Origin of the sequence: Winogradskyella thalassocola, from assembly GCF_900099995.1 — a bacterium.
Lineage (GTDB): Bacteria > Bacteroidota > Bacteroidia > Flavobacteriales > Flavobacteriaceae > Winogradskyella > Winogradskyella thalassocola.
The window spans coordinates 1-24,768 of record NZ_FNCZ01000002.1; the positions used below are offsets into that span (position 1 = coordinate 1).

General features: G+C 34.5%; 26 protein-coding genes. 6 read left to right on the top strand and 20 right to left on the bottom strand.

Annotation, left to right across the window (positions count from 1 at the left end; genetic code table 11):
- The coding region (locus BLT80_RS06940) for a transposase (RefSeq protein WP_139181027.1) at window positions 1-279 on the top strand (279 nt) is incomplete at its 5' end.
- A gap of 34 nt (window positions 280-313) precedes the next feature.
- Here the strand turns inward: BLT80_RS06940 and BLT80_RS06945 are convergent.
- The 5 genes from BLT80_RS06945 to BLT80_RS06965 form a co-directional block, all read right to left on the bottom strand.
- Window positions 314-1,033 carry a DUF2071 domain-containing protein gene (locus tag BLT80_RS06945; protein ID WP_092466904.1) on the bottom strand — a complete coding sequence of 240 codons (720 nt, stop codon included), beginning with the start codon at window positions 1,031-1,033 and terminating at the stop codon, window positions 314-316.
- 215 nt (window positions 1,034-1,248) lie between these two features.
- Window positions 1,249-2,043, bottom strand: a complete 795-nt coding sequence (locus tag BLT80_RS06950; RefSeq protein WP_092466905.1) for an anti-sigma factor — start codon at window positions 2,041-2,043, stop codon at window positions 1,249-1,251.
- A gap of 1 nt (window position 2,044) precedes the next feature.
- Window positions 2,045-2,572 (bottom strand): RNA polymerase sigma factor, encoded by a 528-nt coding sequence (locus BLT80_RS06955; RefSeq protein WP_092466906.1) that lies wholly within the window; start codon window positions 2,570-2,572, stop codon window positions 2,045-2,047.
- A 96-nt stretch (window positions 2,573-2,668) separates the two neighbouring features.
- Window positions 2,669-3,253 (bottom strand): superoxide dismutase family protein, encoded by a 585-nt coding sequence (locus BLT80_RS06960; RefSeq protein ID WP_092466907.1) that lies wholly within the window; start codon window positions 3,251-3,253, stop codon window positions 2,669-2,671.
- Window positions 3,254-3,310: 57 nt separating this feature from the next.
- The gene (locus BLT80_RS06965) at window positions 3,311-3,940 is read right to left on the bottom strand and encodes a YceI family protein (RefSeq protein ID WP_092466908.1); all 630 of its coding nucleotides are present in this window, start codon (window positions 3,938-3,940) and stop codon (window positions 3,311-3,313) included.
- A 145-nt stretch (window positions 3,941-4,085) separates the two neighbouring features.
- Here BLT80_RS06965 and hemN point away from each other — a divergent pair, with 145 nt between their 5' ends.
- Window positions 4,086-5,450 carry an oxygen-independent coproporphyrinogen III oxidase gene (gene hemN, locus BLT80_RS06970; protein ID WP_092466909.1) on the top strand — a complete coding sequence of 455 codons (1,365 nt, stop codon included), beginning with the start codon at window positions 4,086-4,088 and terminating at the stop codon, window positions 5,448-5,450.
- 101 nt (window positions 5,451-5,551) lie between these two features.
- Window positions 5,552-6,385, top strand: coding sequence for a universal stress protein (locus BLT80_RS06975; RefSeq protein WP_092466910.1), 834 nt, complete (start codon window positions 5,552-5,554; stop codon window positions 6,383-6,385).
- Window positions 6,386-6,461: 76 nt separating this feature from the next.
- Here BLT80_RS06975 and BLT80_RS06980 read toward each other — a convergent pair whose 3' ends face one another.
- The 10 genes from BLT80_RS06980 to BLT80_RS07025 all read right to left on the bottom strand — a co-directional run bounded on the left by BLT80_RS06980 (window position 6,462) and on the right by BLT80_RS07025 (window position 16,294).
- Window positions 6,462-6,950: a hypothetical protein gene (locus BLT80_RS06980; protein WP_092466911.1), complete on the bottom strand. Its 489-nt coding sequence runs from the start codon at window positions 6,948-6,950 to the stop codon at window positions 6,462-6,464.
- 72 nt (window positions 6,951-7,022) lie between these two features.
- The gene (locus tag BLT80_RS06985) at window positions 7,023-7,586 is read right to left on the bottom strand and encodes a hypothetical protein (protein WP_092466912.1); all 564 of its coding nucleotides are present in this window, start codon (window positions 7,584-7,586) and stop codon (window positions 7,023-7,025) included.
- 82 nt (window positions 7,587-7,668) lie between these two features.
- Window positions 7,669-8,370, bottom strand: a complete 702-nt coding sequence (locus BLT80_RS06990) for a sulfite exporter TauE/SafE family protein (RefSeq protein ID WP_092466913.1) — start codon at window positions 8,368-8,370, stop codon at window positions 7,669-7,671.
- Window positions 8,371-8,817, bottom strand: coding sequence for a FixH family protein (locus BLT80_RS06995; RefSeq protein WP_092466914.1), 447 nt, complete (start codon window positions 8,815-8,817; stop codon window positions 8,371-8,373). It lies immediately after the preceding gene.
- A 58-nt stretch (window positions 8,818-8,875) separates the two neighbouring features.
- A complete protein-coding gene (gene ccoG / locus BLT80_RS07000; RefSeq protein ID WP_092466915.1) occupies window positions 8,876-10,300 on the bottom strand; it encodes a cytochrome c oxidase accessory protein CcoG in 1,425 nt (474 codons plus the stop codon).
- A gap of 55 nt (window positions 10,301-10,355) precedes the next feature.
- Complete coding sequence (locus BLT80_RS07005; protein ID WP_092466916.1) at window positions 10,356-11,246, bottom strand: cbb3-type cytochrome c oxidase N-terminal domain-containing protein; 891 nt, start codon at window positions 11,244-11,246, stop codon at window positions 10,356-10,358.
- Window positions 11,243-11,428 (bottom strand): CcoQ/FixQ family Cbb3-type cytochrome c oxidase assembly chaperone, encoded by a 186-nt coding sequence (locus BLT80_RS07010; protein WP_092466917.1) that lies wholly within the window; start codon window positions 11,426-11,428, stop codon window positions 11,243-11,245. Before BLT80_RS07010 ends, BLT80_RS07005 begins: the two co-directional genes overlap by 4 nt.
- A 6-nt stretch (window positions 11,429-11,434) precedes the next feature.
- Window positions 11,435-13,642, bottom strand: a complete 2,208-nt coding sequence (ccoN, locus tag BLT80_RS07015; RefSeq protein ID WP_092466918.1) for a cytochrome-c oxidase, cbb3-type subunit I — start codon at window positions 13,640-13,642, stop codon at window positions 11,435-11,437.
- A gap of 11 nt (window positions 13,643-13,653) precedes the next feature.
- Complete coding sequence (gene ccoS / locus BLT80_RS07020; RefSeq protein ID WP_317041765.1) at window positions 13,654-13,902, bottom strand: cbb3-type cytochrome oxidase assembly protein CcoS; 249 nt, start codon at window positions 13,900-13,902, stop codon at window positions 13,654-13,656.
- A gap of 16 nt (window positions 13,903-13,918) precedes the next feature.
- Window positions 13,919-16,294 carry a heavy metal translocating P-type ATPase gene (locus BLT80_RS07025; protein ID WP_092467302.1) on the bottom strand — a complete coding sequence of 792 codons (2,376 nt, stop codon included), beginning with the start codon at window positions 16,292-16,294 and terminating at the stop codon, window positions 13,919-13,921.
- Window positions 16,295-16,397: 103 nt separating this feature from the next.
- On the opposite strand from BLT80_RS07025, the gene BLT80_RS07030 reads away from it, so the two are divergent.
- From BLT80_RS07030 to BLT80_RS07040, 3 genes are all read left to right on the top strand, one after another.
- Window positions 16,398-17,075 carry a Crp/Fnr family transcriptional regulator gene (locus BLT80_RS07030; RefSeq protein WP_092466920.1) on the top strand — a complete coding sequence of 226 codons (678 nt, stop codon included), beginning with the start codon at window positions 16,398-16,400 and terminating at the stop codon, window positions 17,073-17,075.
- Window positions 17,076-17,379: 304 nt separating this feature from the next.
- Window positions 17,380-18,510 (top strand): vWA domain-containing protein, encoded by a 1,131-nt coding sequence (locus BLT80_RS07035; protein WP_092466921.1) that lies wholly within the window; start codon window positions 17,380-17,382, stop codon window positions 18,508-18,510.
- 77 nt (window positions 18,511-18,587) lie between these two features.
- Entirely contained in the window at window positions 18,588-20,051 is a 1,464-nt protein-coding gene (locus BLT80_RS07040; RefSeq protein ID WP_092467303.1) for a MoxR family ATPase, read from the top strand.
- A 98-nt stretch (window positions 20,052-20,149) separates the two neighbouring features.
- Here the strand turns inward: BLT80_RS07040 and BLT80_RS07045 are convergent, their stop codons facing one another.
- From BLT80_RS07045 to BLT80_RS07065, 5 genes are all read right to left on the bottom strand, one after another.
- Window positions 20,150-20,707 carry a PepSY-associated TM helix domain-containing protein gene (locus BLT80_RS07045; RefSeq protein ID WP_092466922.1) on the bottom strand — a complete coding sequence of 186 codons (558 nt, stop codon included), beginning with the start codon at window positions 20,705-20,707 and terminating at the stop codon, window positions 20,150-20,152.
- A 31-nt stretch (window positions 20,708-20,738) separates the two neighbouring features.
- Complete coding sequence (locus tag BLT80_RS07050; protein WP_092466923.1) at window positions 20,739-21,311, bottom strand: YdeI/OmpD-associated family protein; 573 nt, start codon at window positions 21,309-21,311, stop codon at window positions 20,739-20,741.
- A gap of 71 nt (window positions 21,312-21,382) precedes the next feature.
- Window positions 21,383-23,023 (bottom strand): M1 family metallopeptidase, encoded by a 1,641-nt coding sequence (locus tag BLT80_RS07055; protein WP_092466924.1) that lies wholly within the window; start codon window positions 23,021-23,023, stop codon window positions 21,383-21,385.
- Entirely contained in the window at window positions 23,020-23,370 is a 351-nt protein-coding gene (locus BLT80_RS07060; RefSeq protein ID WP_092466925.1) for a hypothetical protein, read from the bottom strand. The genes BLT80_RS07055 and BLT80_RS07060 overlap by 4 nt, the downstream gene beginning before the upstream one ends.
- A 50-nt stretch (window positions 23,371-23,420) precedes the next feature.
- The gene (locus BLT80_RS07065; protein WP_092466926.1) at window positions 23,421-24,767 is read right to left on the bottom strand and encodes a M28 family peptidase; all 1,347 of its coding nucleotides are present in this window, start codon (window positions 24,765-24,767) and stop codon (window positions 23,421-23,423) included.
- Between the last annotated feature and the right edge of the window lies 1 nt (window position 24,768).

A 24,768-nucleotide genomic window follows, 5' to 3' on the forward strand; every position in this document is an offset into this window, starting at 1 on the left:
CCAATGATTAGACAAAGTGGAAGTAGTGTAAAGGGGAGACCAAGAATTAGTAAAATGGGCAATCAAAAACTTCGGAATTTATTATTTATGTGCAGTTTTACAGCTTGCAAATACAACAAAGCATGCAGAGATCTTTATGAGCGAATAGTGGCTAAAGGAAAGAGTAAAAAATTAGCATTAATCGCAGTGTGTAATAAGCTACTAAAACAAGCTTTTGCTATCGCAAAATCTGGGTTAATATTTGATGCAACATATAAAAGTACGCTAGTGAAAAATTAATGGGATTTTACTTGTTTTTTAGCACAGTACTTTGTTAGGTGCAGTTTTTTATTTTTTTCAGCCCAATCCATTCGTGTTCAATATCTTTCATTAATAAAGCATTGTCAAATTTCACAGAACCTTTTGGAAAAATTCCTTCATTTTCAAAAAAACTTGATTTTACATCTTTAACTTCTAAAAGTGATACTTTCCAATTATAAGCTTTTAATTCAAGTCCGTCAAAGTCGTTTTTGTCAGGTGAATATCCAATAGAACCATTTTCAAAGAATTCAGAAACACATTCTAAATTTTCAAATACACTTTCGGTATTCCAAGAGTTTGTTTCTTTTGCTTTTATTGATAATGAAGTTTTGTCATCGCTGATAAAACCAACTTCGTAGTTTCCATCTTTTTCATTTACTTTAAAATTTGCTAAATGATGAATTCCAGGAAATATAGTTCCGCCAGCTAAAGAATTTAATTTAGAAGAAGTATCTCTTCTTGGAATATAAACTCCTTCTTTTCGCTTTCCGTTTTCTGTCCATTCAACTGCAATTCTATGAGCTCCATTTTCAGAGGAAATTCCGATTTGTTTCGGCAAACCTTTCGGTCTGATTTCTTTTAATCTTATCAAACAGATTCCCGCAATTCCTTTTCCGTTTACTAATTTAGGTTTGAAAGGTTTTGGTAAATAATTTTCCAAGACTTCTTTATCAATTTGGTAATTGATTAAAATTCGTCTGTCTATTATTCCTTTTATTTTCGGTATTTTCATTTGAGTGAGCAAATTGCACCTAACTAATTATATAGCGCTAAAAGTAACTGTTATCCCATTTTAATTTTAGGATAAGAATACTATTAAGGCTTATTTACGTTTATAAAAATAACCAAAAGAAACCAAACTCATATACGTAACGTTACGTACCTGTTTTATACAAAAAAACCACCAAGTTTTCACAAGGTGGATTTTTAAGTTATATATATTGTGGTTTATGGCGCGCTCGCTACAACACCAAGTGTGTACAATTGTTCCATTGTAGGACCAGCGCTTCCTCCTTCGGGTTCTAAAGTAATACCAAAGGCCTGGCTTTCGTTAGCATTGGCAATGGTAAATATTTTATTGTCGTCGGTATTAAAATCGTCTATGGTTCCTAAACTCGTTGGTGTTAATGGGTTTAAGGTTAACGACCATACTTGCCATACTTTTCCTTCTGGTGCATTAGGTAACCCTTCTGCATCTAAGTAAATCGTATTATCGGCTTTGTTCCAATAAACTTTTGCAAAGCTAGATGCAAAATTACCTTGGCCACCAAGTGGTACCGCAATAATGTCTTTATCCCTTATAACATTTAATAGATTTTTAGTGGCTGCCAAATCAGTTCTGGCATCTTCTATTTGTGTTTCGAGATACTGGTTTTCTATATCAGCGGTTTGTAATTGCTGTTCTAAATCGGTGTTTTGGTTTAATGTCCAAAATAAACCTGCAGCTAATGCAATAGACGCTGCCCAACCGGTATAACTTATCCAATTGGTTGTTTTAGGCTGTAGGTCTATAACTTTAGTATCGTCGGCATCTAATCTTGCCTTAATAGACTCAAAACCGTTTGCTCTAGGCGATACTGCTGCTGTTAATTTAAGAACAGCTGCTTCTATGTCTAAAACTTCTTGCAACAGCGCTGGGTGCTGTTTTAAGAGTTGATAGATCTCTTCATTTTCTGTTTCAGAAAGTTTACCAGCTACGTATAGCTCTAAAATTCCTGATTCTATGTATGTGTTTATGTCCATATTACAATACCATATCTCTTAATTGTTGAATACAGTTCCGGTTTCTTGTTTTAATAGTACCTATTGGCATTTGTAATTCTTCCGAAGCTTCCTTTTGAGTGAATCCTTTAAAATAAAGGAGCTCAATAACGGCTTTACATTTTTCGCCTAATTGCGTTACAAAGTTTTTAATACCAATGGCATCCGTACTGTTGTCTAAATTATCATGGCTGGCTATGATATCTACGAAATAATCGGTATTGAGGTTTTGTTTGGATTGTTTAAACGCTTTAGAACGTGTTTTATCTATAGCAGCATTGCGCGCTATATTTAAAATCCACGTAAAAAAGCGTCCTTTTTTTGAAGAGTATGTATCGGCTTTGTGCCATGCCTTTATAAAGACATCTTGCATAAGCTCATCTGCGATGGCTGTATCTTTTACGATATTGTAAACCACTCCGTGTATGCTCTTGCTATACATACCATAGAGCGTTTCAAAAGCGGCATGATTTTTATCTTGAAACTGTTTTACCAGTACTTCTAATTCCATTGATTGGCGATTTTATTTAGAATTTTTCGCAGAAATGGGGAAGTGAATCACCGCAAATGTTCTAACAATTAATTATTGTTTATATGTCAGAGGTATTTATTCTATAATACCTGCACAACCAATACGTGCACCAGCGGCACCTGTAGGCTGTGTTTTTAAATCATCGACTCCGATGTGTACAATTATGGCTTTTCCAAGGATGTCTTTAGTGTCGTCTCCACAACCAATACACCACTCATCTGTAGTTTTTGTAATGGTAGCACGTCCGTTAGCGTTTGCGGTTAAGTTTCCGATATCACCTTTGTGATAACCCGCAGCATCTCCCCAGGCACCATGTGGTTGACCTGTTGGATTCCAATGTCCTCCAGATGAGGTACCATCGTCTGCTGAGCAATCTGCTTTTTCATGAATATGAATAGCGTGTTCTCCTTCTTCTAAACCGGTAACCGTACCTACCATACTCACGACACCATTAACCTCATTAAAGTTAATAGTCCCTTCTACATTACTACCGCTTTTTGGAGATAAGGTAATTGATAATTTTTTTGGAGCTGCGACAACCTCTTCAATTTCTAAAGTTTCAGTTTCTGTAACCGTCTCAGTTTCTTTTTTAGTGTCTTTACATGCTGTGGCAAATACGACTATTGTACATGCAAGTGTAAATAATTTTATAGTTTTCATGATTTTATAATAATTTTTAGGTTAATGTCATTTTACAATTTTAAATGATATATCGTTTTATTTCTCGCGAAGAAAGGTGTTCACTTCAATAGCAACATCTTCCCATGTTTTGCTCACTCCATCAGCACCTTTATGTAAATCAAAACAAACTTTATTTAAAGATTCTAAAGCGCCTAAAGCATCCCAATCTTTAAGATTCATGGTGCCTTTCATACTTACACGTCTGTCATCTGTAATGCTAACTTCTAGTGGTAAGTTTGCGGTAACTCCGTTCATTGTAATGTCAGCAGAATAAGTGTTATCAGCATATTTAATTTTTCCTTTTAATAACTCAGGGTTTAGCATGGCACCAAAAAAGGATGTCTTTAGCTTTTCATCTCTAGTCTCATCTTTAGTAAATAAACTACTTACAGGAATTGAAAATTCTAAATTATTTAAAGCTTCTTCAGGGGTTGCACCTCCTTTATCTTCAAAATTTAATGTGGCAAATTCCCCACCAACAGGTACTTTTTCTGTCGTCTTATAGGCCACCCATTTTACGTTGGTAGCTTCAGATTTAACAACATATTTAATGGTGTTTTCAACGGTTTCTTCGGGTAGAGTTGCACCGTCTTTTTTCTCTTGTTTACAAGATGAAAGGACTAAGCTAATAACCAATAGTACTGATAAGAATTTTGTGCTTTTCATGTTTTTTTAATTTAAGTAAAATTAGCCATATAACTGCGTTAATGCAAGTGAAGAGTGATTCTTACACTAAAATTTTTAACCCATATGATAAAAATCATGTTTTTTATTAAGGCTTAACTCTAATTTTGAACATTAATAAATAGGTATGAGTCAATCGTTAATCCACAAATACAATGTTGCTGGGCCTCGTTATACAAGTTATCCAACAGTGCCCTATTGGGATTTAGAATCCTTTTCTTTAGCCCAATGGAAAGCATCATTGCAACGTGCTTTTGATGAAAGTAATACGTCTGAAGGCATAAGCCTTTATATTCATCTTCCATTTTGTGAAAGTCTATGCACCTTTTGTGGTTGTCATAAACGTATTACAAAACGGCATGAAGTAGAATCACCTTATATCAAAGCCGTTTTAAAAGAATGGAGTTTGTACCTAAACTTACTAGGAAGCAAACCAAAAATTAAGGAATTACATCTTGGGGGAGGTACACCAACCTTTTTCTCACCAGAGAACCTTAATTATTTAATTTCCGGACTTTTAGAATCCTCAGAATTGGCAGACGATTATGAGTTTAGTTTTGAAGGGCATCCCAATAATACAACAGAAGCACATTTACAAACCTTATATGAATTAGGATTTAGACGAGTCAGTTATGGCGTTCAGGATTATAACTTAAATATCCAAAAAGCTATTAACCGTGTTCAACCTTTTGAAAACGTAAAACGTGCGACAGATTTGGCGCGTAAAATTGGTTACACTTCTGTCGGACATGATATTATTTTCGGATTACCATTTCAAACCGAAACCGACGTTATTGAAACCATTAATAAAACGAAAGCTTTAATGCCAGATCGGATTGCGTTTTACAGTTATGCGCATGTGCCATGGATAAAAGGAAATGGACAACGTGGTTTTAGTGAAGCCGATTTACCAACACCAGATTCTAAGCGCCAGCAATACGAAACCGGAAAACAGTATTTTGAAGCTGCAGGTTATGTAGAAATAGGCATGGATCATTTTGCCTTAAAAACGGATTCACTTTATAAGGCGATGGAACATCAAACCTTACATCGTAATTTTATGGGGTATACCGCTTCTAAAACGAAAGCGATGATTGGTTTGGGCGTCTCTTCTATTAGCGATAGTTGGTATGGTTTTGCACAGAATGTAAAATCGAATGAAGACTATTACAAGTTGTTAGAACAGGATATCATTCCGGTGTTTAAAGGTCATATTTTAAATACGGAAGACTTAGTCATTAGAAAACACATTCTTAACCTAATGTGTAATTTTGAAACCTCATGGGAAGCTCATAATATGGTATTTGAAGACTTACCAGAAGTCCTTATAAAATTAAAAGAATTTGAATTGGATGGCTTACTTCAGTTTGAGCCAAAACACGTTATCGTTACCGAAAAAGGAAAAGCTTTTATAAGAAATATATGTATGGCTTTCGATGTCTTACTACAGCGTAAAAAGCCCGAAACTCAGTTGTTTTCAATGACCATTTAATATAGACCAAAATGAAACACGCCTATTCAAAATTTAATCGCCTTAAGGGCTAATTAATAGCGAACAGCACGTGATCATTAAAACATAATAAATTAAAACACATGAATAAAATAATTGTTCCAGTCGATTTTTCAGAACATTCTGAATTTGCACTCGAAGCAGCTGCAGGTTTAGCACATAAGTTTGGTTCTGAACTTATTGTATTACACATGTTAGAATTGTCTAATGCAATTATTACTTCTGCAAGTGAAGCTTTGAATCAAGAAGCTATTTTTTATTTAAAACTTGCCGAACAGAAATTTGAAACCTTTTTAGATAAACCTTATTTAGAAGGACTTACGGTCAATCCTATTGTGAAGCATTTTAAAGTCTGGAGCGAAGTCAACGATGTCGCTATTGAGCATAATGCGAATCTCATAGTTATGGGGTCGCAAGGTGCAAGTGGCATTAAGGAGGTGTTAATAGGATCTAATACACAGAAAGTGGTTCGGTACTCCGATATTCCTGTTTTGGTGATTAAGCATAATCCCATTTTAATGGATTTTGAAAATGCTGTTTTTGCTTGTGATTTTTCAGAGGAAGCTGTTCCTCCTTACTTAAAAGCAAAAGAAACGTTTAATGAGTTAGGCATTTTTATGCATTTGGTATACGTGAATTCACCAGACGGTAACTTTAAAAGTTCTTCTGAAATCGATAAACGTGTGTCTCAATTTTTGGAAAAAGCCGATGGTAATTTAGATAACTTAGATGACATTAGTGTCGTTTCAGATTATTCTATAGAAAAGGGTATTCTCAATTTTGCTAATGTTATTGGTGCAGATCTTATTGCTGTAGCAACACATGGTAGAAAAGGCTTATCACATTTCTTTGAAGGTAGTGTTTCTGAAGATATTGCAAATCATTCGACCTTGCCCGTTATGACCTTTAAAATATAGTTGCCGATATTATTTTTTTTAGTTGGTGTTTTAATATCGTCAATAAAAACGTCAAAGATTATTTCTTTGGCGTTTTTTATCTAAATGATTCTTTAAACGCGCGGTCTTGGTCTGCGTTAAGATTTAAATTTTCTTTCATCATCGAAGCCGATGGCCTCAGAACAACCAAATAGGCCAGAAGTAGAGCTGAAACAATTAAATAAAACTGATTAGAAGTTATTAAAAAGATTACAATACCTAGGAAAGTAGGGGCTTCAATCATCGCAAATTGTATAATTTTAGACGTTTGGTAGTGTACGAGTTTTTCTTTTAAGGACGATTTTTCGTGTACTTGTTTTAAGTTTTTTTGAAATACCAAATGACTTGCCGATGCGGCTACAATGGCAAAAAGAGGAACGACATAAAAGAATAGGTCTTCAGTATCTGCAAAATTTAACCTTGCATTCTCAGTTATAAATAGAACTACGATTCCTAATAAAAGAATAGAACTACAGAGTGCAAGATGAATTAAGGTTATGATTTTTAAAACACCTTTAGAGTTTGGTGGTTGATTGGTTGTTCGCATTTAAAAAATGATTTAAGGTCTAAAGTAAAAAAAAGACTTAAAATTCTGTCATTAATTTTAAGTCAGTTTGTTCTAAAAGCGATATCCAAGTCTTAAATGCAGGTTTATTGCCAAACCATTATTGTCTTTTAAATACACATTCTTTTCTTTAAAGTAGTGTATGTATCCTAATCCTATACCTGTTTCATAAGTGAAATGTTTACCCACATTACGTCTAATTCCCCAAGTCGGAATAATAGATATGTCGCTAATAAAATTTAAGTTATCGTCTATAGAATTCACCACAATATCGGGATGGTAGGTGGTTTTGATTGAAAGAAAATTACCACTATTTCCATCTACACGTCGCGATTTAGAAACTCTTTTATTTAGGTTGTAATACCAACGTGGTTCTAATGTAATTGCTGGTACTAAAAGAAAGCCTCGGCTACCAACAAAGCTATTGCTATAAATGCCGACGTCTAATCCCAATTCGCTTCGTAATGCTATGGCGTTTGTTAGTTTAGATTCATTGTGTGCCCAAGTTCCTAAAAGACCGGTTTGTATACCGTAAACAGATTTTTCTACACTTGCATCTTGTGCGGTTGCAGTAGCCATAGAAAGACAGAAAACAAATAAAAAGATAAAATTTTTCATGGTTTTGATGGATTGATGTTGTTGATTTATAAAGAGCTAATATATCAATTATCATTCCACTTTGTAAGAATTCATCTGTGTTTTAATGACACTCAATAGCACTTGTGGCGGTTTCTATGATTGGAGCAGGAGAGAGGTAAGGAATTCCGAGACCTAACCCACGAAGAATAAACAATAAACCAATTACAACTACAAAAACAGGAATTGCTTTTTGAATGCGTTGTTTTATGGTACTGTTTAAAAACTTACCTAAATAAATCGCTGTGGTCATTAAGGGAATTGTGCCAAGACCGAATAAGACCATATATAAACTGCCTTCTAATAAACTCCCTGTGGCAACAGCTCCAAATACAGCCATATAGACTAATCCACAAGGTAGAAACCCGTTGAGAAAGCCAATAGTTAAAAATGTGTCCGCGGTTTTCTTTTTTAAAGCTTTACCTAAGGATGATTTTACTTTAGAAATACCTTTATATAATAGTTTTGTAAGGTTGTATTTTCCTATTATTCTTTGAGGTAAGAGCACAATAACAATCATTAAAACCCCAATAATAATAGAAAGTTGCTGTTGTATTCCAAATAGAGAAAAGCTTTTTCCTACGAGACCGAAAACTAAACCAATACTACTATACGCTAGTAATCTACCTAAGTGGTACATACTAATTTGGCTCACTTTTCTAAATGAGTTAGACCTGTCTACGGGCAACATAAAAGCAATAGGACCGCACATACCAACGCAGTGCAAACTCCCTAATAAGCCTAATATAAGCGCCGAAACTAACATTTAATATGTGATTTCTTTTTTAAAGAGATAAGAATTTGTGTTATATTTCCAGTCTACTTTAATGTTCCAACGACCATCCAACAAACGTTTGTCAGGTATGAGCAAATTGTGGTTAGATAGTGAAATCTGTGTTTCAAAATCTAGTTGTTTGTTAGATGGTCTATATAGGAACACTTTACCTTTAATCTTATCAATCTCTAAGTCTTCAGGAAATGTAATTACAATGCCTTCATTGGTTTTTTTGAAAGACACATTGCTTTTTAAGTTTTTCGAATTTTCTTCATGATCTAAATCAGCTTGGAACTGAAGCTCTTGTCCATAATAATCGTCAATCACCAAATCGTGCTCATACTTACTATCAGTACTCATCGTTATTACAAAGTACATAATGAAAGAAATGAAACATACGAATGCGATTACGATTGCTGTTCCCCAATTTATTTTCATAATAAAATTTATTTTATTCTCCTGAATTACATTCAAGATATATTTAATTGACTTTTTTCTAATTAAAACTTCTAGGTCCCATGAACGTTACAGATGTGGTTTCAATGAGTTCATCTTTACTATAGAGATCTATCATAATGTCGTTTTTATCACCAGACAAATCACTCTGCTTCAGTTCTATAAATAAGGTACCCTCTGCAATACCCTGGGGTTCAACAATAAAGGTTTCAGATGTAGAAACGATATGTATATCTCCATCCCAACCTCTTAATTTAAAGGTTAAATCATCTATTTCTCTAGAAGTTTTATTTACCAATTTAAACGTGTAAACGTTACTTATAATGTCATTGTCTTTGTGTTCATATAATTGTCCTGGTAGTCGTAAAATTCGGGCTTCAACATCACTTCTTAGTAATAACATACCAGCTAAAATTCCAATTAAAATGGTAAGAACTGCCATGTAGCCTTTCATACGAGCCGTCATTTTAAAAGGCTCTTTTTTCTCAATTTCATCTTCACTAGCAAAACGAATTAAGCCTTTTGGAAGATTAATGCTTTCCATAATATGGTCGCACTCATCGATACATGCCGTACAATTAACACATTCTAATTGCGTACCGTTTCTAATGTCTATTCCTGTTGGACAAACATTAACACACTGCGAACAATCAATACAATCTCCGTGGCCTAAAGCCTCTCTATCTTCGTTTTTTCTGAATTTCTTTCTACCACTTTCGGCTTCACCTCGTTTGTAATCGTAGGCCACAACGATAGATTTATTATCTAAAAGTACACCTTGTAAACGACCATAAGGACAGGCTATAATACAGACCTGTTCTCTAAACCAAGCAAATACAAAATAGAATACTGCTGTGAATATGAGAAGCGGAATCAGTGTGCTTGTATGCTCAAAAGGGCCTTCAGTTATATATTTTAATAGTTTGTCTCCACCAATTAAATAGGCCAGGAACACATTAGCAATTAAAAAGGAAATAACTAAAAAGATAAACCATTTTAGTAGGCGTTTTTTAATTTTTTCTGCATCCCATTTTTGACGCGCTAAACGCATTTGTTTATTTCTGTCTCCGTCAATCCAGTATTCAATACGTCTAAAGACCATTTCTAAAAAGATGGTTTGCGGACAAATCCATCCACAAAACACGCGGCCAAAACCTACTGTAAATAGGGTGATGAAAATAACGCCAATTAGCATGGACACCACAAAGAGATAAAAATCTTGTGGCCAAAACGGAAATCCAAAAATATTAAAACGTCTTTCTAAGATGTTAAATAATAGAAACTGGTTACCATTAATTTTTATGAAGGGAGCAGCTAGTAAAAATGCTAATAAGAAATAGCTTACTAACTTACGCTTTTCATATAACGGTCCAGACGGTTTTTTAGGAAATACCCATTTACGTTTACCATCTTCATCAATTGTACCAATTGAATCTCTAAAAACTTCATTTTCTGGCGTTTCCATTGTTTTGTAACTTTGCTATTATTTAGAAACAATTCTTATTAATACTGTTTCTATATTACTCTTTAGAGTCATCATCTACCCAAATATCACCTTCTACATCTTTAGGATTTGCAGGAGTTGTACCTTGAAATTGTAAAACATAACTAGATACTTGAGCCATTTCAAGAGGCTTTAAACTTTGTTTCCATGCAATCATACCTTTTCCAGATCGTCCTCCTTCAGAAACCGTTTTGAAAACATTTTTGATGCCTCCACCTAAAATCCAATGATTATCGGTAAGGTTTGGCCCAATTCCACCACCACCATCTACCATATGACAGGCCACACAGTTAGCTTCAAAAATCTTTTGACCAGCCTTTAAATCTGCTGTTTCGGTTAATAATTCTACGGTATTAAAATCTACTAAACCTTTTGCTGTTTTCTTGTATTCTTCAATTGCTTTATTCGCTTCTGCATATTCCATTTCATATTCTACAAATTGATCGTCTGCATTTAAGACGTGATAACGCACCATATAGATCACGGCGAAAACTATTGAAATATAGAATGAATATACCCACCATGGCGGTAAATTATTATCTAATTCTCTAATACCATCGTAATTGTGGTCTAGTATAATCTCACCTTCCTCCTCAATAGGTTTATGTTTCCCTACTAAATTTGAGTAAAATGCTTTTACTTTTGTAAACTTAGGAGTTTTGGTCTGAGACGCTAAGTAGCGTTTTTTTCCTTCTTCATCTAAACTCTGATAAAGAATATTATCTAATGAGTTAACAATACCTTCAATAGCAATTAGTACTAATAACACTAACAGTAAAAATAGTAAGATAATAGGCTGCGCAATAAAGGCAGGCTGATCTCCTGAATCTACAAAATATTCTACAAGTCCGGCAATGGCGAAAAACATTACAGGTACTCTAATGTATGATGGGATTAAATGTCTCATAGTTCTGTGTCGTTTTGGTTGTCTAATGGTATATTACTAACAGTGGTTATATAATCTTTCTTAGCTGTGATTACCCAATAGAATAATACGACGAAGAAGATAAAGAAAATAAGAAGTGATATCATTGGGTATATTTCTATACCCGTGATACTTTCTAAATGACCTTTTATAAATTTGAACATAATAAATTAGTTTTGAGCGGTTTCGTCTAAAATATCTTTTACTTTAATATCGGTTCCTAGACGTTGTAAGTACGCAATCATAGCAACGATTTCTCTGTTTCGCATTTCTACGAATTCTTCACCTGAAGCCGCTTTATCAGCTTCATAAGAGGCTACAAAATCTGGATCGTTATAAAGATTTTTCTCTATTTGAATCCCTTGCTCTAACATTGAAGCCTGAGCATTTGTAATATCTTCTTCTGTATACGGTACCCCTAAAGTTACCATTACTTCCATTTTCTGTTCCGTAGTAGATTTATCTAGTTTTGCCCCTTCACCTACAATAAGCCATTTATAAGAAGGCATTATAGATCCACTAGAAGTACTTTGAGGATCGTACATGTGATTAAAGTGCCAGTTGTCTGAATACTTACCTCCAATTCTGTGTAAATCTGGTCCAGTACGTTTACTTCCCCAAAGGAATGGATGATCGTAAACAAATTCTCCTGCTTTTGAGTATTCGCCATAGCGTTCTACTTCACTTCTAAACGGACGAACCATTTGAGAGTGACAGCCCACACAGCCTTCTCTAATATAAAGATCTCTACCTTCAAGTTCTAAAGGAGTGTATGGTTTAACCGTGCTAATTGTTGGAATATTTGATTTTACAACAATGGTTGGTATAATCTGAACAATACCACCAATTAAAATAGCGATTGTAGCATATATTGTTAAAAGTATGGGCTTACGCTCTAACCAAGTGTGCCATCCTTCTCCTGCAACACGACCTTTAGACACACGTTTTAATGCAGGTGCTTCAGCTAATTCGTCGGTAACTGCATGTTTAGAAGTTATAACTGTCAGAATAACATTAACCACTAAGATTAACATACCCGTAATGTATAATGTTCCTCCAATGGCACGCATCCAATACATTGGCATAATTTCAGTTACGGTTTCTAAAAAGTTACCATAAACTAAAGTACCATCAGGATTAAATTGTTTCCACATACTTGCTTGTGCAAAACCAGCAACATAAAGTGGTAAGGCATATAGCATGATCCCTAATGTCCCAATCCAGAAATGCATATTTGCTAAACCTATAGAGTAGAGTTTTGTTTTAAATAATTTAGGAATTAGATAATAGATCATACCAAAGGCAAGGAAACCATTCCATGCTAAAGCCCCAACGTGAACGTGCGCAATAATCCAATCTGTAAAGTGTGCAATGGCATTAACATTTTTTAAGGATAACATTGGGCCTTCAAAAGTTGCCATACCATAACCTGTAATGGCCACTACCATAAATTTTAAAACCGGGTCGGTACGTACTTTATCCCAAGCACCACGTAAGGTTAATAGTCCGTTGATCATCCCACCCCAAGATGGCATTAGTAACATAATTGAGAAAGCCACACCTAAATGTTGTGCCCATTCTGGCAATGCTGTATATAAAAGATGGTGAGGTCCAGCCCAAATATAAATAAAGATTAATGACCAAAAGTGAACGATAGATAATCTATAAGAATAAACAGGTCGGTTAGCGGCTTTAGGTACAAAATAATACATTAGACCTAAGAAAGGTGTCGTTAAGAAAAATGCAACCGCATTATGTCCGTACCACCATTGTACTAAGGCATCTTGAACACCTGCGTAAACAGAATAACTTTTCATACCTGTAAAGCTTACAGGAAGTGCTAAACTATTAAATATGTGAAGTACAGCGACCGTTACAAACGTTGCTAAGTAAAACCATAGCGCAACATATAAGTGACGTTGACGACGCTTTATCATGGTCCCAATAAGGTTAATACCAAAAGCAACCCAGATTAAAGCGATAGCAATATCTATTGGCCATTCAAGTTCTGCATATTCTTTAGACGTAGAATATCCTAAGGGTAACGTTATTGCTGCTGCAACTATAATAAGTTGCCAACCCCAGAAATTTAAATTACTTAAAAAATCGCTATACATTCTGGCTTTTAAGAGGCGTTGTGTAGAGTAGTAGACTCCTGCAAAAATGGCATTACCAACAAAGGCAAAGATTACTGCATTGGTATGTAATGGTCTTAATCGACCAAAACTCAACCAAGAGATTCCATCAGTCATGTTAGGGAATAAAAACATAAAGGCTAAAATGAGCCCTACAAGCATCCCAACAACTCCCCAAAGAATGGTAGCATAAAGGAATTTTTTAACGATTTTATTATCGTAATAGAATTGTTGCATTTCCATATTTAATATAATTAGTCAGTTTTAGTTTGTTTAGTTGTTTTGGTTTGTTTTTTTACCAATTCGTCTTCAAAGAGCATACGAACGGACGGAGTATAGTCGTCATCATATTGTCCAGACTTTACTGCCATTAAAAAAATGACAAAAAAAGCCACGCCAATAACGACGCTAACTGATAATAAAATATAAATAACACTCATACCTACTGAAGTTATGGCCCAAAAGTAATATTGAGGCCGGTTTGAAAATATGATAAAAATCATGTTTCCTTATTTTTAATCATTCTAATCTCTTTCCTAAAAGATTTGTAGCAATTGTTGTAAATATGACAATACTAATAGAGCTTAGAGGCATTAATATTGCTGCAACTACAGGTTCTAACTGTCCGGTTGTAGCAAAGTATAATCCAATAACATTGTAAAAAAATGATAATACAAAGCTCCACTTAATAATTTTGATGGCTGATTTAGAAGCTAGTATATAATTATATAATTGTTTAAATTTTGAAGCATCTAATATCGCATCACAAGCAGGTGAGAAGACGTTTACATCTTCAGATATCGCTATACCAACATCACTCTGAGCTAGTGCTCCTGCATCATTTAAACCATCTCCAATCATTAAGACTTTGGCGCCTTCTGATTGGTGGTACTTAATAAACTCTAGTTTATCTTCTGGTTTTTGATTGAAAATTAATTTGGTTTTAGCCGGCAATAATTTCTTTAAGTTTTCAAACTCACCTTCATTGTCGCCAGAGAGAATAACCAAATCAAAATGTTTCTTTAGCTGATTAAAGAGCTTTGAAACCCCTTTTCGATAACTGTTGTAAAAGGTGAATTTTCCCTTGTAAACATTATTACTACTCACGTGGACTGTAGTATTTAGAATTGTGCTTTGATTAGGATTTCCTACAAAACTAGCAGAACCAATTTTCATGCTTACCGCATTGTGCTTTGCTTCAATTCCCTTACCAATGTGTTCTTCAAAAGCATCAAGTGTAATGATGTTATGTTCTTCTAATATAGTGTATAACGTTCTGCTTAACGGGTGATTAGAACCTCTAAGTGAATTTTTAAGAAGTATATTTTCAGAATCTGAAAGCAAATCACCATCATATTCAGCATTACTATCTTTATTAGATGTAATAGTTCCTGTTTTATCAAAAATCACCGTGTTTATTTGGGCTAATTGTTCAATTACAGTAGCGTTTTTTACATAGAATTTTTGCTTGCCAAAGATTCTCAATAAGTTTCCGAAGGTAAAAGGAGCAGAAAGCGCAATAGCACAAGGACAGGCAATTATTAGTACCGCTGTAAATACATTCATAGCTTTACTAGGATCTACAAACAGCCAAAAGGAGGTCGCAATAAAAGCAACCGTCAATATCGCTATCGTAAAATGTTTACTAATGGTGTTGGTGATATTTGTAAAACTGTCTTCTTTGTTTTTGTTGAAAACATCATTACTCCACAATTGTGTGAGGTAACTCTGCTCAACAGATTTTAGAGCTTCCATTTCAATAACTCCATTAGTTTGTTTTCCACCAGCAAATAATTTATCTCCAGACTGTTTGGATACCGTTTGTGATTCGCCAGTGACAAAACTGTAATCTATTTTTGCTTTTCCGTTAATAAGAATACCATCAACAGGAATTAACTCTTCATTCCGAATTAAAATACGGTCACCTTTTTCAATATCGTAAACCTGAATTGAATTTTCGTTGCCTGATTTATCAATTTTAGTGATGGCAATCGGGAAGTATGATTTATAGTCGCGCTCAAAGGATAAGAAATTGTATGTTTTTTGCTGGAAGAACTTTCCGGTTAATAGAAAGAATATCAATCCGGCTAAACTATCAAAAAAGCCAGAACCTAAATCGAACATAATTTCAATAGTACTCCTAATAAAGAGCACAGAAACTCCAAGAGCGATTGGAACATCAATATTTAAAATTCTTGCCTTTAGACCTTTATATGCCGAAATAAAATAATCTTGAGCAGAATAAAAAACAATGGGTAAAGACATGGCAAACATTAGCCATCTAAAGAGCGGTTTGTATTGCTCTAACCAAAACTCATTGACTTCAAAATACTCTGGAAATGATAAAAACATAATATTACCAAATCCAAAGGCTGCAACCCCGAGTTTATAGATTAAACTACGGTTAATATGTTTTTTGCCAGAATTAAAATCTTCTAAACTAATATAGGGTTCATAGCCAATAGAACTTAATAATAACACAACTGATTTTAAATCGGTAGTATCAGAGTTATAAGTCACTCTAACTGTTTTTTTACCAAAATTAACTTGAGAGTCAGAAATATTTAGATTGAGCTTGTTGAGGTTTTCTAATATCCAAATACAAGAACTACAGTGAATATGCGGAATGTAAAGCGTAGCTATTTCTATAGAACCATCTCTGAATTCCGTGAGCTTTTCGATGATATTTTCTTGAGATAAAAAATCGAATTTACCTTCAATTTCTTTTGGAATAGCACCAGGTGAATTTTGTAAATCGTAATAACAGGTTAAATCATTTTCGTTAAAAATCTCGAAAACGGTTTTACAGCCATTACAACAAAATGATTTTTCTTGAAATGTAATTGCATGACCACCACAGTCATCACCACAGTGAAAACAAGTTTTGTTTTCCATTTTTAATTCGCTCATTTATACCTATGACAAATGTCATAAAACTACTGATTATAATCTATGATATTTGTCATGTTTTAATTAACTTTGAATTTAATGTTTTTCTATGAGCAAATGTGACCAATGTATTATTAGACAGTTTAATTCTTTAAAAGCTTTAGGAAAAGACGATTTAATACGAATTTCAGGATGTAAGACGTCTCGATTTGTGCAAAAAGGGGAAACGCTTTTTAGAGAAGGAGAAAGTATCAATGGGATATTTTGTATTAAAGATGGTGTTTGTAAATTAACTAAATTGAGTGCTAACGGTAAAGACCAAATTGTAAAATTGGTTGTTAGAGGAGATTTAATTGGGCAGCGTTCTTTAGTGTCAGATGAGAAATCGAATCTTACAGCGGTTGCTATAAATGATATGGAAGTCTGTTTTATTCCAAAAAGTGAGATTCTTCACGATTTAGCAAAAAATGCTAGTTTTTCTTTAGATATGCTTCAAGACATGGCAAAAGAACTTCGCGTAGCAGATAATATCATTGTCGATATGGCACAAAAATCTGTGAAGCAACGTTTGGCTGATGTTTTAATTTATTTACATGAAACTTTTGATAAGGATAATGATGGTTTTTTAACCGTGGTGTTATCTAGGGAAGATTATGCGAGTCTTGTAGGAACTGCAACAGAATCTGCCATTAGAATTTTATCTCAATTTAAAAAAGAAGGGTTGATTTCTACCACAGGGAAACATGTAAAGATTGAAGATTTGGAAGGTTTAAGACGTATTGAATAATGTTATTATAATTCATTTCCCGTTTTACATTTCTAAGTCTAATCTCTAAGCCTTATAGAATCTAAATTTTCATTTTAAACACATCTACATAAATTTATGAGTTCTATGTTGCTTTGGTTTAAAATAACTCCAAAAATTTCTATCTCATAAAATATTTTCATTTGAATTAAGTCATGTTAGAATTATCTATATATGTCTTTAATTGAATATTAGTTGTTTTTTTATCAAAAAATAGATAACCAATTTCTAAAAGTGGAGTTAATGCTTCGCAGAGGTATTGGAAAAGCATTATTTTTACATAGCTATGAAGGAAAAAACAAATAAATCGGGTTTCGTCTTTAAAACCTACGAAGCTCCGCATCAGTCTCCTTTCGAAAAACTCTTCGAAATTTTTAAGGAGCTTATTACACATACCTCAGGAGATTTTGATGAAGCTATTGAATGGTTACGTAGTCTTGATAAAGAATATAAGTTAACGATACCAGAGTATACCATTGATGATTTTATTGAAGACCTAAAGAATAAAGGGTATATAAGAGAAGAGCTAGATCCGACAGGATCAGGTGAAGGCGGCATGACAATTACTGCGAAAACAGAACGTGCTATCCGTCAACAAGCCTTAGATCAAATTTTCGGAAAGATAAAGCGCAGTGGTTCTGGTAATCATAAAAGTAAAGGTGTTGGTCTTGGCGATGAACATACGGGTGATTTAAGAGCCTATCAATTTGGAGATGGTTTAGATAAAGTCTCTATGACCGAAAGCTTGAAAAACGCTCAAATCAATAATGGTATTGGCGATTTTAGTCTTACCGAAGATGATTTGGTGGTTGAAGAAACCCTTCATAAGAGTCAAATGAGTACGGTACTGATGATAGATATCAGTCACAGTATGATTCTTTATGGTGAAGACCGGATTACTCCAGCGAAGAAAGTAGCAATGGCTCTGGCGGAATTAATCACCACACGTTATCCAAAAGACACTTTAGAAATATTAGTCTTTGGTAATGATGCTTGGCCAATTAAAATTAAAGAATTACCCTATTTAAAAGTCGGTCCTTACCATACCAATACCGTTGCAGGATTACAACTCGCGATGGATATGTTGCGCAGAAAACGAAATACCAACAAGCAGATTTTTATGATAACCGATGGCAAGCCTAGTTGCTTACGTATGCCAGACGGCCAATATTATAAAAACAGTAATGGTTTAGATCCGTTTATCACCAACAAGTGTTATGCGATGGCACAACAGGCAAGACGTTTACATATTCCAATAACAACTTTTATGATTGCAGAAGATCCGTATTTGATGCAATTTATTAGAGCATTTACGCAAGCCAACAGAGGAAAAGCCTTCTACACAGGATTGAAAGGTTTAGGCGAAATGATTTTTGAAGATTACGAAAACAATAGGAAGAAGAGAATTAAAGGATAAATAATTAGCTGTTTGCCTTTAGCTTCTATGTATTTGAAGTTACTAACAGCGAAAAGCCAATGGCCAAAAGTTATAAAATGAAAACAGAAAACATAAGTACACTCGGAGAATTAAAAAAAGCAGGTTATCAATCTAAGTCTATTAAAGATGAATTGAGGGATAATCTCATTGAAAATATAAAGAATAAAGTCAATACGTTTGAAGGCATTCATGGTTATGAAAATACCGTGATCCCAGAATTAGAACGTGCGATTTTATCTAGACATAATATTAATTTATTAGGATTAAGAGGACAAGCAAAAACACGTTTGGCAAGGATGATGGTGAATTTGTTGGATGAAAACATTCCAGTCGTAGCAGGTTCTGAAATTAATGACGATCCCTTAGCTCCGATTTCGAGATTTGCTTTAGAGTTGATTGCAGAAAAAGGGGATGACACTCCAATAACTTGGTTACATAGAAATGATCGTTTTGCTGAAAAATTAGCCACACCAGATGTGACTGTTGCTGATATTATTGGTGATGTCGATCCTATAAAAGCAGCGAATTTAAAATTGAGTTATGCTGATGATCGTGTCATTCATTACGGTATGATTCCAAGAGCGAACCGTTGCATTTTTGTAATCAATGAATTGCCAGATTTACAAGCACGAATTCAAGTGGCCTTATTTAATATTTTACAAGAAGGTGATATTCAAATTAGAGGATTCAAATTGCGTTTGCCATTAGATATGCAGTTTGTGTTTACGGCAAATCCTGAAGATTATACCAATAGAGGAAGTATTGTAACTCCTTTAAAAGATAGAATTGGTTCTCAGATTTTAACGCATTATCCTGAAGATGTAGAAACGGCAAGAACCATTACAGCACAAGAGGCTAAGCTAGATTTAAGACAATCGGAATCTGTTTACGTTCCAGAATTAGCGAAAGATTTATTAGAGCAAATCAGTTTTGAAGCCAGAGAAAGTGAATATGTAGATGTAAAAAGTGGCGTCAGTGCGCGTATGAGCATTACGGCGTTTGAGAATTTATTAAGCACCGCAGAGCGTAGAGCTTTAATTGCTGGTGACGATACAACTGCTATACGATTATCTGATTTTACGGGAGTTATTCCCGCAATTACTGGGAAAGTAGAATTAGTGTACGAAGGAGAACAAGAAGGTGCCGATTTTGTAGCTAACGCTTTAATGGAAGCCGCAGTAAAAACCTTATTTCCTAAATATTTCCCTAAAGTTGAAAAGTTAGAAAAGCAAGGTGACGAAACTCCTTATGATGACTTAATCTCATGGTTTTTCAATGGAGATGGTTTTGAATTGTTAAACGAATATGATGATAAGACTTACAAAGCAAAATTAGATGAGGTGACTCCGTTAGATGCTTTAATTGCAGATTATCAACCAGAAATTGATCCAAAAGATGTTTATTTTGAAAAGGAATTTATTCTTTGGGGATTAACGCAATTTAAAAAATTGAGCAAGTATAGTTATTCTGAAGGTATGCAGTTTAAAGATCCTTATGGAAGTTATATCAGTGGTTTGTAAGTGAAATAAATATTTAATTTCTGGCCTGTCAAGTTTTTAGAACTTGACAGGTCTTTTTTTTATGAAATCATTAATGATTTTTGGATCATCTAAGACGCTTACTTAATAAGCGTCTTATTCTTCTTAATCTGTTTCGGCTTCAACCATAACCAAAAGCCACTCAAAGAAATAAATAATAATCCCAATGCTATTGAGGTAGAGTAGAAGAGCTTTGTTGGTGTTCCGTTTGAATTAAATAAATAATCGATAATTGAACCATCATGAATCATTTCGATGATATCAGCTGTTCTCGTCTTTTCTGATATAATTTCACCTGTATAACAATCGATTTGTAATTCGGTGAAATGATGTTCAAAACGTACTTTAGCAATGCCTTTTCGTGGTCGGTAATCAATTCTATTAATGTCGTTTGAAAGTTCTAAGCTGTCAATATAATTAATAGCTTTCATTTCAATGTCTGATAAAGAAATCAGATGTCGGCCATTAGCATCAATACTTGTGGTGGGAGGTTTTAACTTTAATTGATCTTTCCAAGTTAAGAGCAAACCAGTAACACTCATTATGATTATAAAAATCAATAGCGGAATCGCCACAAAGCGATGTGCTTTGCGATACCAACGTGTAGACTTCGCTAAGGATTTATTTTTCTCTTTCAAGGAATCAGTTAAAGTACGAATCTAAATAAATTTACCATATATCACGACTTTTAATATTAGCCTCGCAGAGTTTAATAATGGCTTCGATTCTTTTTTGTTTTGTCGCTTCACGTTTGGCTTGGTTTAACCAATATAAATAATGTTTTCTGTAGCTAGGAGCAAAGTTGAGGTAGTTCTCAAAAGCATTTTTGTTGGCATCAAAAGCGTGTTGAAGATTACTAGGAATAACTCCATTTTCTAAATCGTCTAATTCTGTCCAACTGCCATTTTCTTTTGCGATTTTAATAGAATCGTGCCCACTTTGGTGGATTAAGTTTTCTTTATGTAATTGCGCTATGTGATTTTTGTTTACCGCACTCCAGACACTTTTGGGCTTTCTCGGACAAAAATATTGTTTACGTTTTCCATCTCCTAAACTTTTTACTGTGGAATCTATCCAGCCAAAACAAAGGGCAACTTTTACCGCCTCTTCCCAACGCATAGAGTCCTTTTTATGATCGACTTTGTAGAAAATTAAATGAACACCTTTTACAGAATCGTGATAGTCTAGCAACCATTCTCGCCATTCCGTATCTGTTTTAAAATATATTTCTTGTAAATCCATGCTCACTTCCCGAGAAAGCGGGAATCTTTTATTTTCAGACCTGTTAGGTTTTTAAAACCTGACAGGTCTTTTTATATTTTGTTCGAGTTAACGTAAAAATCACGATCAATGTTAAAACTATCCGATTTGATGTTTTTAGTTTGCCATTCTGCATTTGGAAATAACCATTCGGATTTGCCATCAATGTCAATTTGAATAGGCATATCAAACCCCTCAACAATGTCTGTCCAACGATACTTTAACTCACCCGCTTTTATTTCATATTCTAAAGTCGGAATTTTAGTCGTTCTTAAATATTGATTAAAAAAAGCCGTTAAATCAATACCCGAGTGCTCACTTAAGTAATCTTCAATTTGTTTAGTAGTCACCGTTTGATGATAAAATTCAGAATTTAAACCTCTAAGCATTTGTCTCCATTTTTCATCATCTTCAATCAATTGACGAAGCGTATGCAACATATTGGCGCCTTTATAATACATATCGCTAGAGCCTTCATTGTTTACATTATAATGTCCAATTAAAGGTTTATCGTTTTGAATATTAGCACGTGTGCCTATCACGTAATCTGCTGAAGCTTCTTTCCCGTAATAGTAATCTAAAAATAAATTTTCTGAGTAGGAGGTGAAGCCTTCGTGAATCCACATATCAGCGATGTCTTTGTTAGTGATATTGTTAGCAAACCATTCGTGACCAGCTTCATGGATAATAATAAAATCAAATTTTAAACCCCAACCAGTATCAGATAAATCTCGTCCTAGGTAGCCTTGCTTATATTGATTTCCGTAGGTCACAGAACTTTGATGCTCCATGCCTAAATAAGGCACTTCAACCAATTTAAAACTATCTTCATAAAAAGGATACGGTCCAAACCAATGCTCAAAGGCTTTCATCATTTTTGGTGCATCTTTAAAATGTGCTTTGGCGATTTCTAAGTTCTCTTTTAGAACGTAATAATTCATATCTAAATCGCCTTTTTCACCTTTAAAGACTTCAGAGAAATTGACATAGTCGCCAATATTCACATTAACTCCATAATTGTTAATTGGGTTATTAACGAACCAATGCGAAGTGACCGTGTTGTTATTATTTTCAACCCGTTTTCTAAGACGACCGTTAGACACATTCGTCAACCCTTTTGGATTGGTAACACTAATCAGCATACTATCCACTTCGTCATACATGTGGTCTTTATTTGGCCACCAGACACTAGCTCCTAACCCTTGACAAGAGGTGGCAATAAAGTGCTTTCCATTTTTGTCTTTTTTCCATGAAAATCCACCATCCCAAGGAGCGCGTTTAGCTTCTCTCGGATAACCGTTGTAATGAATTTCAATGGATTTGATGTCTCCAATGTTTTGCTTTGTAGGAATTAAAATAAAATTGGCATTACCTTCAACTTGTACCTCTAATTCTTTGCCATCTTGAATCGCTTTGGTTATTTCCATGGGTTGTTGCAAATCGATTTGCATAAACTCATTAGGCTCTGAAACGACTTTGTAATAAATAGTGTTTTTGCCTGAAATGAACTTGAGCTCTGGTTTTACTTCAATATCTAAATGGTAATAGGTTAAATCCCACCATGCGCGTTCTGGCGTGATGCTTCCTCTTAAGGTATCTTGATGTGTGAATTTTTCTTTATCTTGAAGTAATTGTGCTTTTACAGAAAACGTTGAAAGAATGACAATGATGAGACATACGTATTTCGATTTCATTTCATTTGAAGTTTTAAATATTTAAAGAACATAAATCCTGCCAATAGTAAGGTTAGTCCTAAATACAAGGATCCAAAAAGAAGAAGGTTGTTATAATCTTGATTAACAACGGTAAATTCAGCTAATTCTGAAACTAACGCTAATACCATAAATAAACTCAACATAATAACGACAGTGGAAATTAGTAATCCTAAAATCGTTTTTTTACTGAATATTTGATAAAAAAGAACGGCTAATAAAGCTATAGCAATGGGATTAAAAAGGTTAGGAGTTAAGGTCCAATAATAGATAACGGAACCGATTAAAAATAATTCAGGCAGTAGAGATGTAATCGTTTTAATTTTCATGGTTGCTTTTGGTATAATTAGTTTAGTGTTTCACTAATTTAACGGAGTTTTTATCTTAAAATTTTATTCGGAAACACCACAACACTTTCATGGCCATCTCCACTTACCGCTGCGACTCCAAAAAAGAAATTATCAATAACGATGCCGTCTAAGGTAAATTCGGTAGCACCTTCTACATAACGGCTGTGGTCCCAAGTTGGCGAAGTGGTATCTCTCCAATAGATTTTATAACCTTTGGCACCTTCAACTTTATTCCATTGTAATTTAGCAGAGGCTTCCACAATGCCACCAATACTAACTTCGGTTGGAGACGGTGGAGCAGAAGCAAGGCTTGCCATAGTAATGGCGTTGACAGCGGTCAATTTTTTGCAATACGGAAAGTTAACATGTTCAAAAGTATCTCCGTATGCAATATCATTTTCTGTACGAATATCTTGATGCTGTTGTGTATAGTTTTCGTGAGCTTCCATAATTCGGATGCCAGCAAAACCCGCATCATTAAAAGGTCTATGATGACCTCCACGTCCAAAACGATCTAAGCGATACACTAGCATTGGGTTCATCTCTGGCATGTATGTTTTTGTGGTTTTGTATATGAATCGTGCCAACTGACGCGAAATGCCATCAACTTCACCACCATAAAAACGTCTGGCTCTCGCTTGTTTTGCTAATGCTTCAGGATCTGTTTCCGAGGTTGTAATTGGTTCTGAGAAAATTCGGAAAGTGCGATTATCAATCACACCATCCACTCCAGATATATTTCCAATCATATCATTATTTAAAACCCCAATAATATCCCAATGATGCTCCTTCGCATATTTTGCTAAACCTTGACCGCCAAACAAACCTTGTTCTTCACCAGACAATCCCACATAAATAATACTACTTTCAAATTTATATTGAGACAATACTCTAGCAGCTTCAATAGCACCTGCCATTCCTGTGGCATTGTCATTAGCACCTGGTGCATCTGAAGTAAAATCATTTGGATCAGAAACTCTAGAATCGATATCACCACTCATTATGATATAGCGATTTGGATATTTTGTGCCTCGCTGAATGGCAACAACATTAACGACCATCACGTCTTTAATGATGCGTTGGTTTTCTCCCTTTCTTACTAAATCCTTCTGGTAGAACACCTCTAAGCAATCGTTACAATCTTTAGAAATGGTTTCGAATTCAGATTTTATCCATCGACGCGCTGCTCCAATGCCTCTGGTTTTTGATATGGTATCACTGAGTGTATGTCTTGTGCCAAAATTAGCTAGAGTTTTTACATCATTTTGTAAGCGTTCTTCGGAAACCGCTTCAATAATATCATAAATTTTCTGATCGGTTTGCCCATACGATGTAAATGACAATAGAAAAACAAAAACGGCTGATAAATATTTCATG

Coding starts and splice junctions, on each gene's coding strand:
- BLT80_RS07065 (WP_092466926.1), bottom strand. CDS start 24,767: ATGAAATATTTATCAGCCGTTTTTGTTTTTCTATTGTCATTTACATCG.
- BLT80_RS07010 (WP_092466917.1), bottom strand. CDS start 11,428: ATGTTCAAATTTATAAAAGGTCATTTAGAAAGTATCACGGGTATAGAA.
- BLT80_RS06985 (WP_092466912.1), bottom strand. CDS start 7,586: ATGAAAAATTTTATCTTTTTATTTGTTTTCTGTCTTTCTATGGCTACT.
- BLT80_RS06965 (WP_092466908.1), bottom strand. CDS start 3,940: ATGAAAAGCACAAAATTCTTATCAGTACTATTGGTTATTAGCTTAGTC.
- ccoS (WP_317041765.1), bottom strand. CDS start 13,902: ATGATTTTTATCATATTTTCAAACCGGCCTCAATATTACTTTTGGGCC.
- BLT80_RS07005 (WP_092466916.1), bottom strand. CDS start 11,246: ATGAGACATTTAATCCCATCATACATTAGAGTACCTGTAATGTTTTTC.
- BLT80_RS06955 (WP_092466906.1), bottom strand. CDS start 2,572: ATGGAATTAGAAGTACTGGTAAAACAGTTTCAAGATAAAAATCATGCC.
- BLT80_RS06945 (WP_092466904.1), bottom strand. CDS start 1,033: ATGAAAATACCGAAAATAAAAGGAATAATAGACAGACGAATTTTAATC.
- BLT80_RS07030 (WP_092466920.1), top strand. CDS start 16,398: ATGAGCAAATGTGACCAATGTATTATTAGACAGTTTAATTCTTTAAAA.
- BLT80_RS06980 (WP_092466911.1), bottom strand. CDS start 6,950: ATGCGAACAACCAATCAACCACCAAACTCTAAAGGTGTTTTAAAAATC.
- BLT80_RS06990 (WP_092466913.1), bottom strand. CDS start 8,370: ATGTTAGTTTCGGCGCTTATATTAGGCTTATTAGGGAGTTTGCACTGC.
- BLT80_RS07025 (WP_092467302.1), bottom strand. CDS start 16,294: ATGGAAAACAAAACTTGTTTTCACTGTGGTGATGACTGTGGTGGTCAT.
- BLT80_RS07050 (WP_092466923.1), bottom strand. CDS start 21,311: ATGGATTTACAAGAAATATATTTTAAAACAGATACGGAATGGCGAGAA.
- BLT80_RS07055 (WP_092466924.1), bottom strand. CDS start 23,023: ATGAAATCGAAATACGTATGTCTCATCATTGTCATTCTTTCAACGTTT.
- BLT80_RS06960 (WP_092466907.1), bottom strand. CDS start 3,253: ATGAAAACTATAAAATTATTTACACTTGCATGTACAATAGTCGTATTT.
- BLT80_RS06995 (WP_092466914.1), bottom strand. CDS start 8,817: ATGAAAATAAATTGGGGAACAGCAATCGTAATCGCATTCGTATGTTTC.
- ccoN (WP_092466918.1), bottom strand. CDS start 13,642: ATGGAAATGCAACAATTCTATTACGATAATAAAATCGTTAAAAAATTC.
- ccoG (WP_092466915.1), bottom strand. CDS start 10,300: ATGGAAACGCCAGAAAATGAAGTTTTTAGAGATTCAATTGGTACAATT.
- BLT80_RS07035 (WP_092466921.1), top strand. CDS start 17,380: ATGAAGGAAAAAACAAATAAATCGGGTTTCGTCTTTAAAACCTACGAA.
- BLT80_RS06975 (WP_092466910.1), top strand. CDS start 5,552: ATGAATAAAATAATTGTTCCAGTCGATTTTTCAGAACATTCTGAATTT.
- BLT80_RS07060 (WP_092466925.1), bottom strand. CDS start 23,370: ATGAAAATTAAAACGATTACATCTCTACTGCCTGAATTATTTTTAATC.
- BLT80_RS06950 (WP_092466905.1), bottom strand. CDS start 2,043: ATGGACATAAACACATACATAGAATCAGGAATTTTAGAGCTATACGTA.
- hemN (WP_092466909.1), top strand. CDS start 4,086: ATGAGTCAATCGTTAATCCACAAATACAATGTTGCTGGGCCTCGTTAT.
- BLT80_RS07040 (WP_092467303.1), top strand. CDS start 18,588: ATGAAAACAGAAAACATAAGTACACTCGGAGAATTAAAAAAAGCAGGT.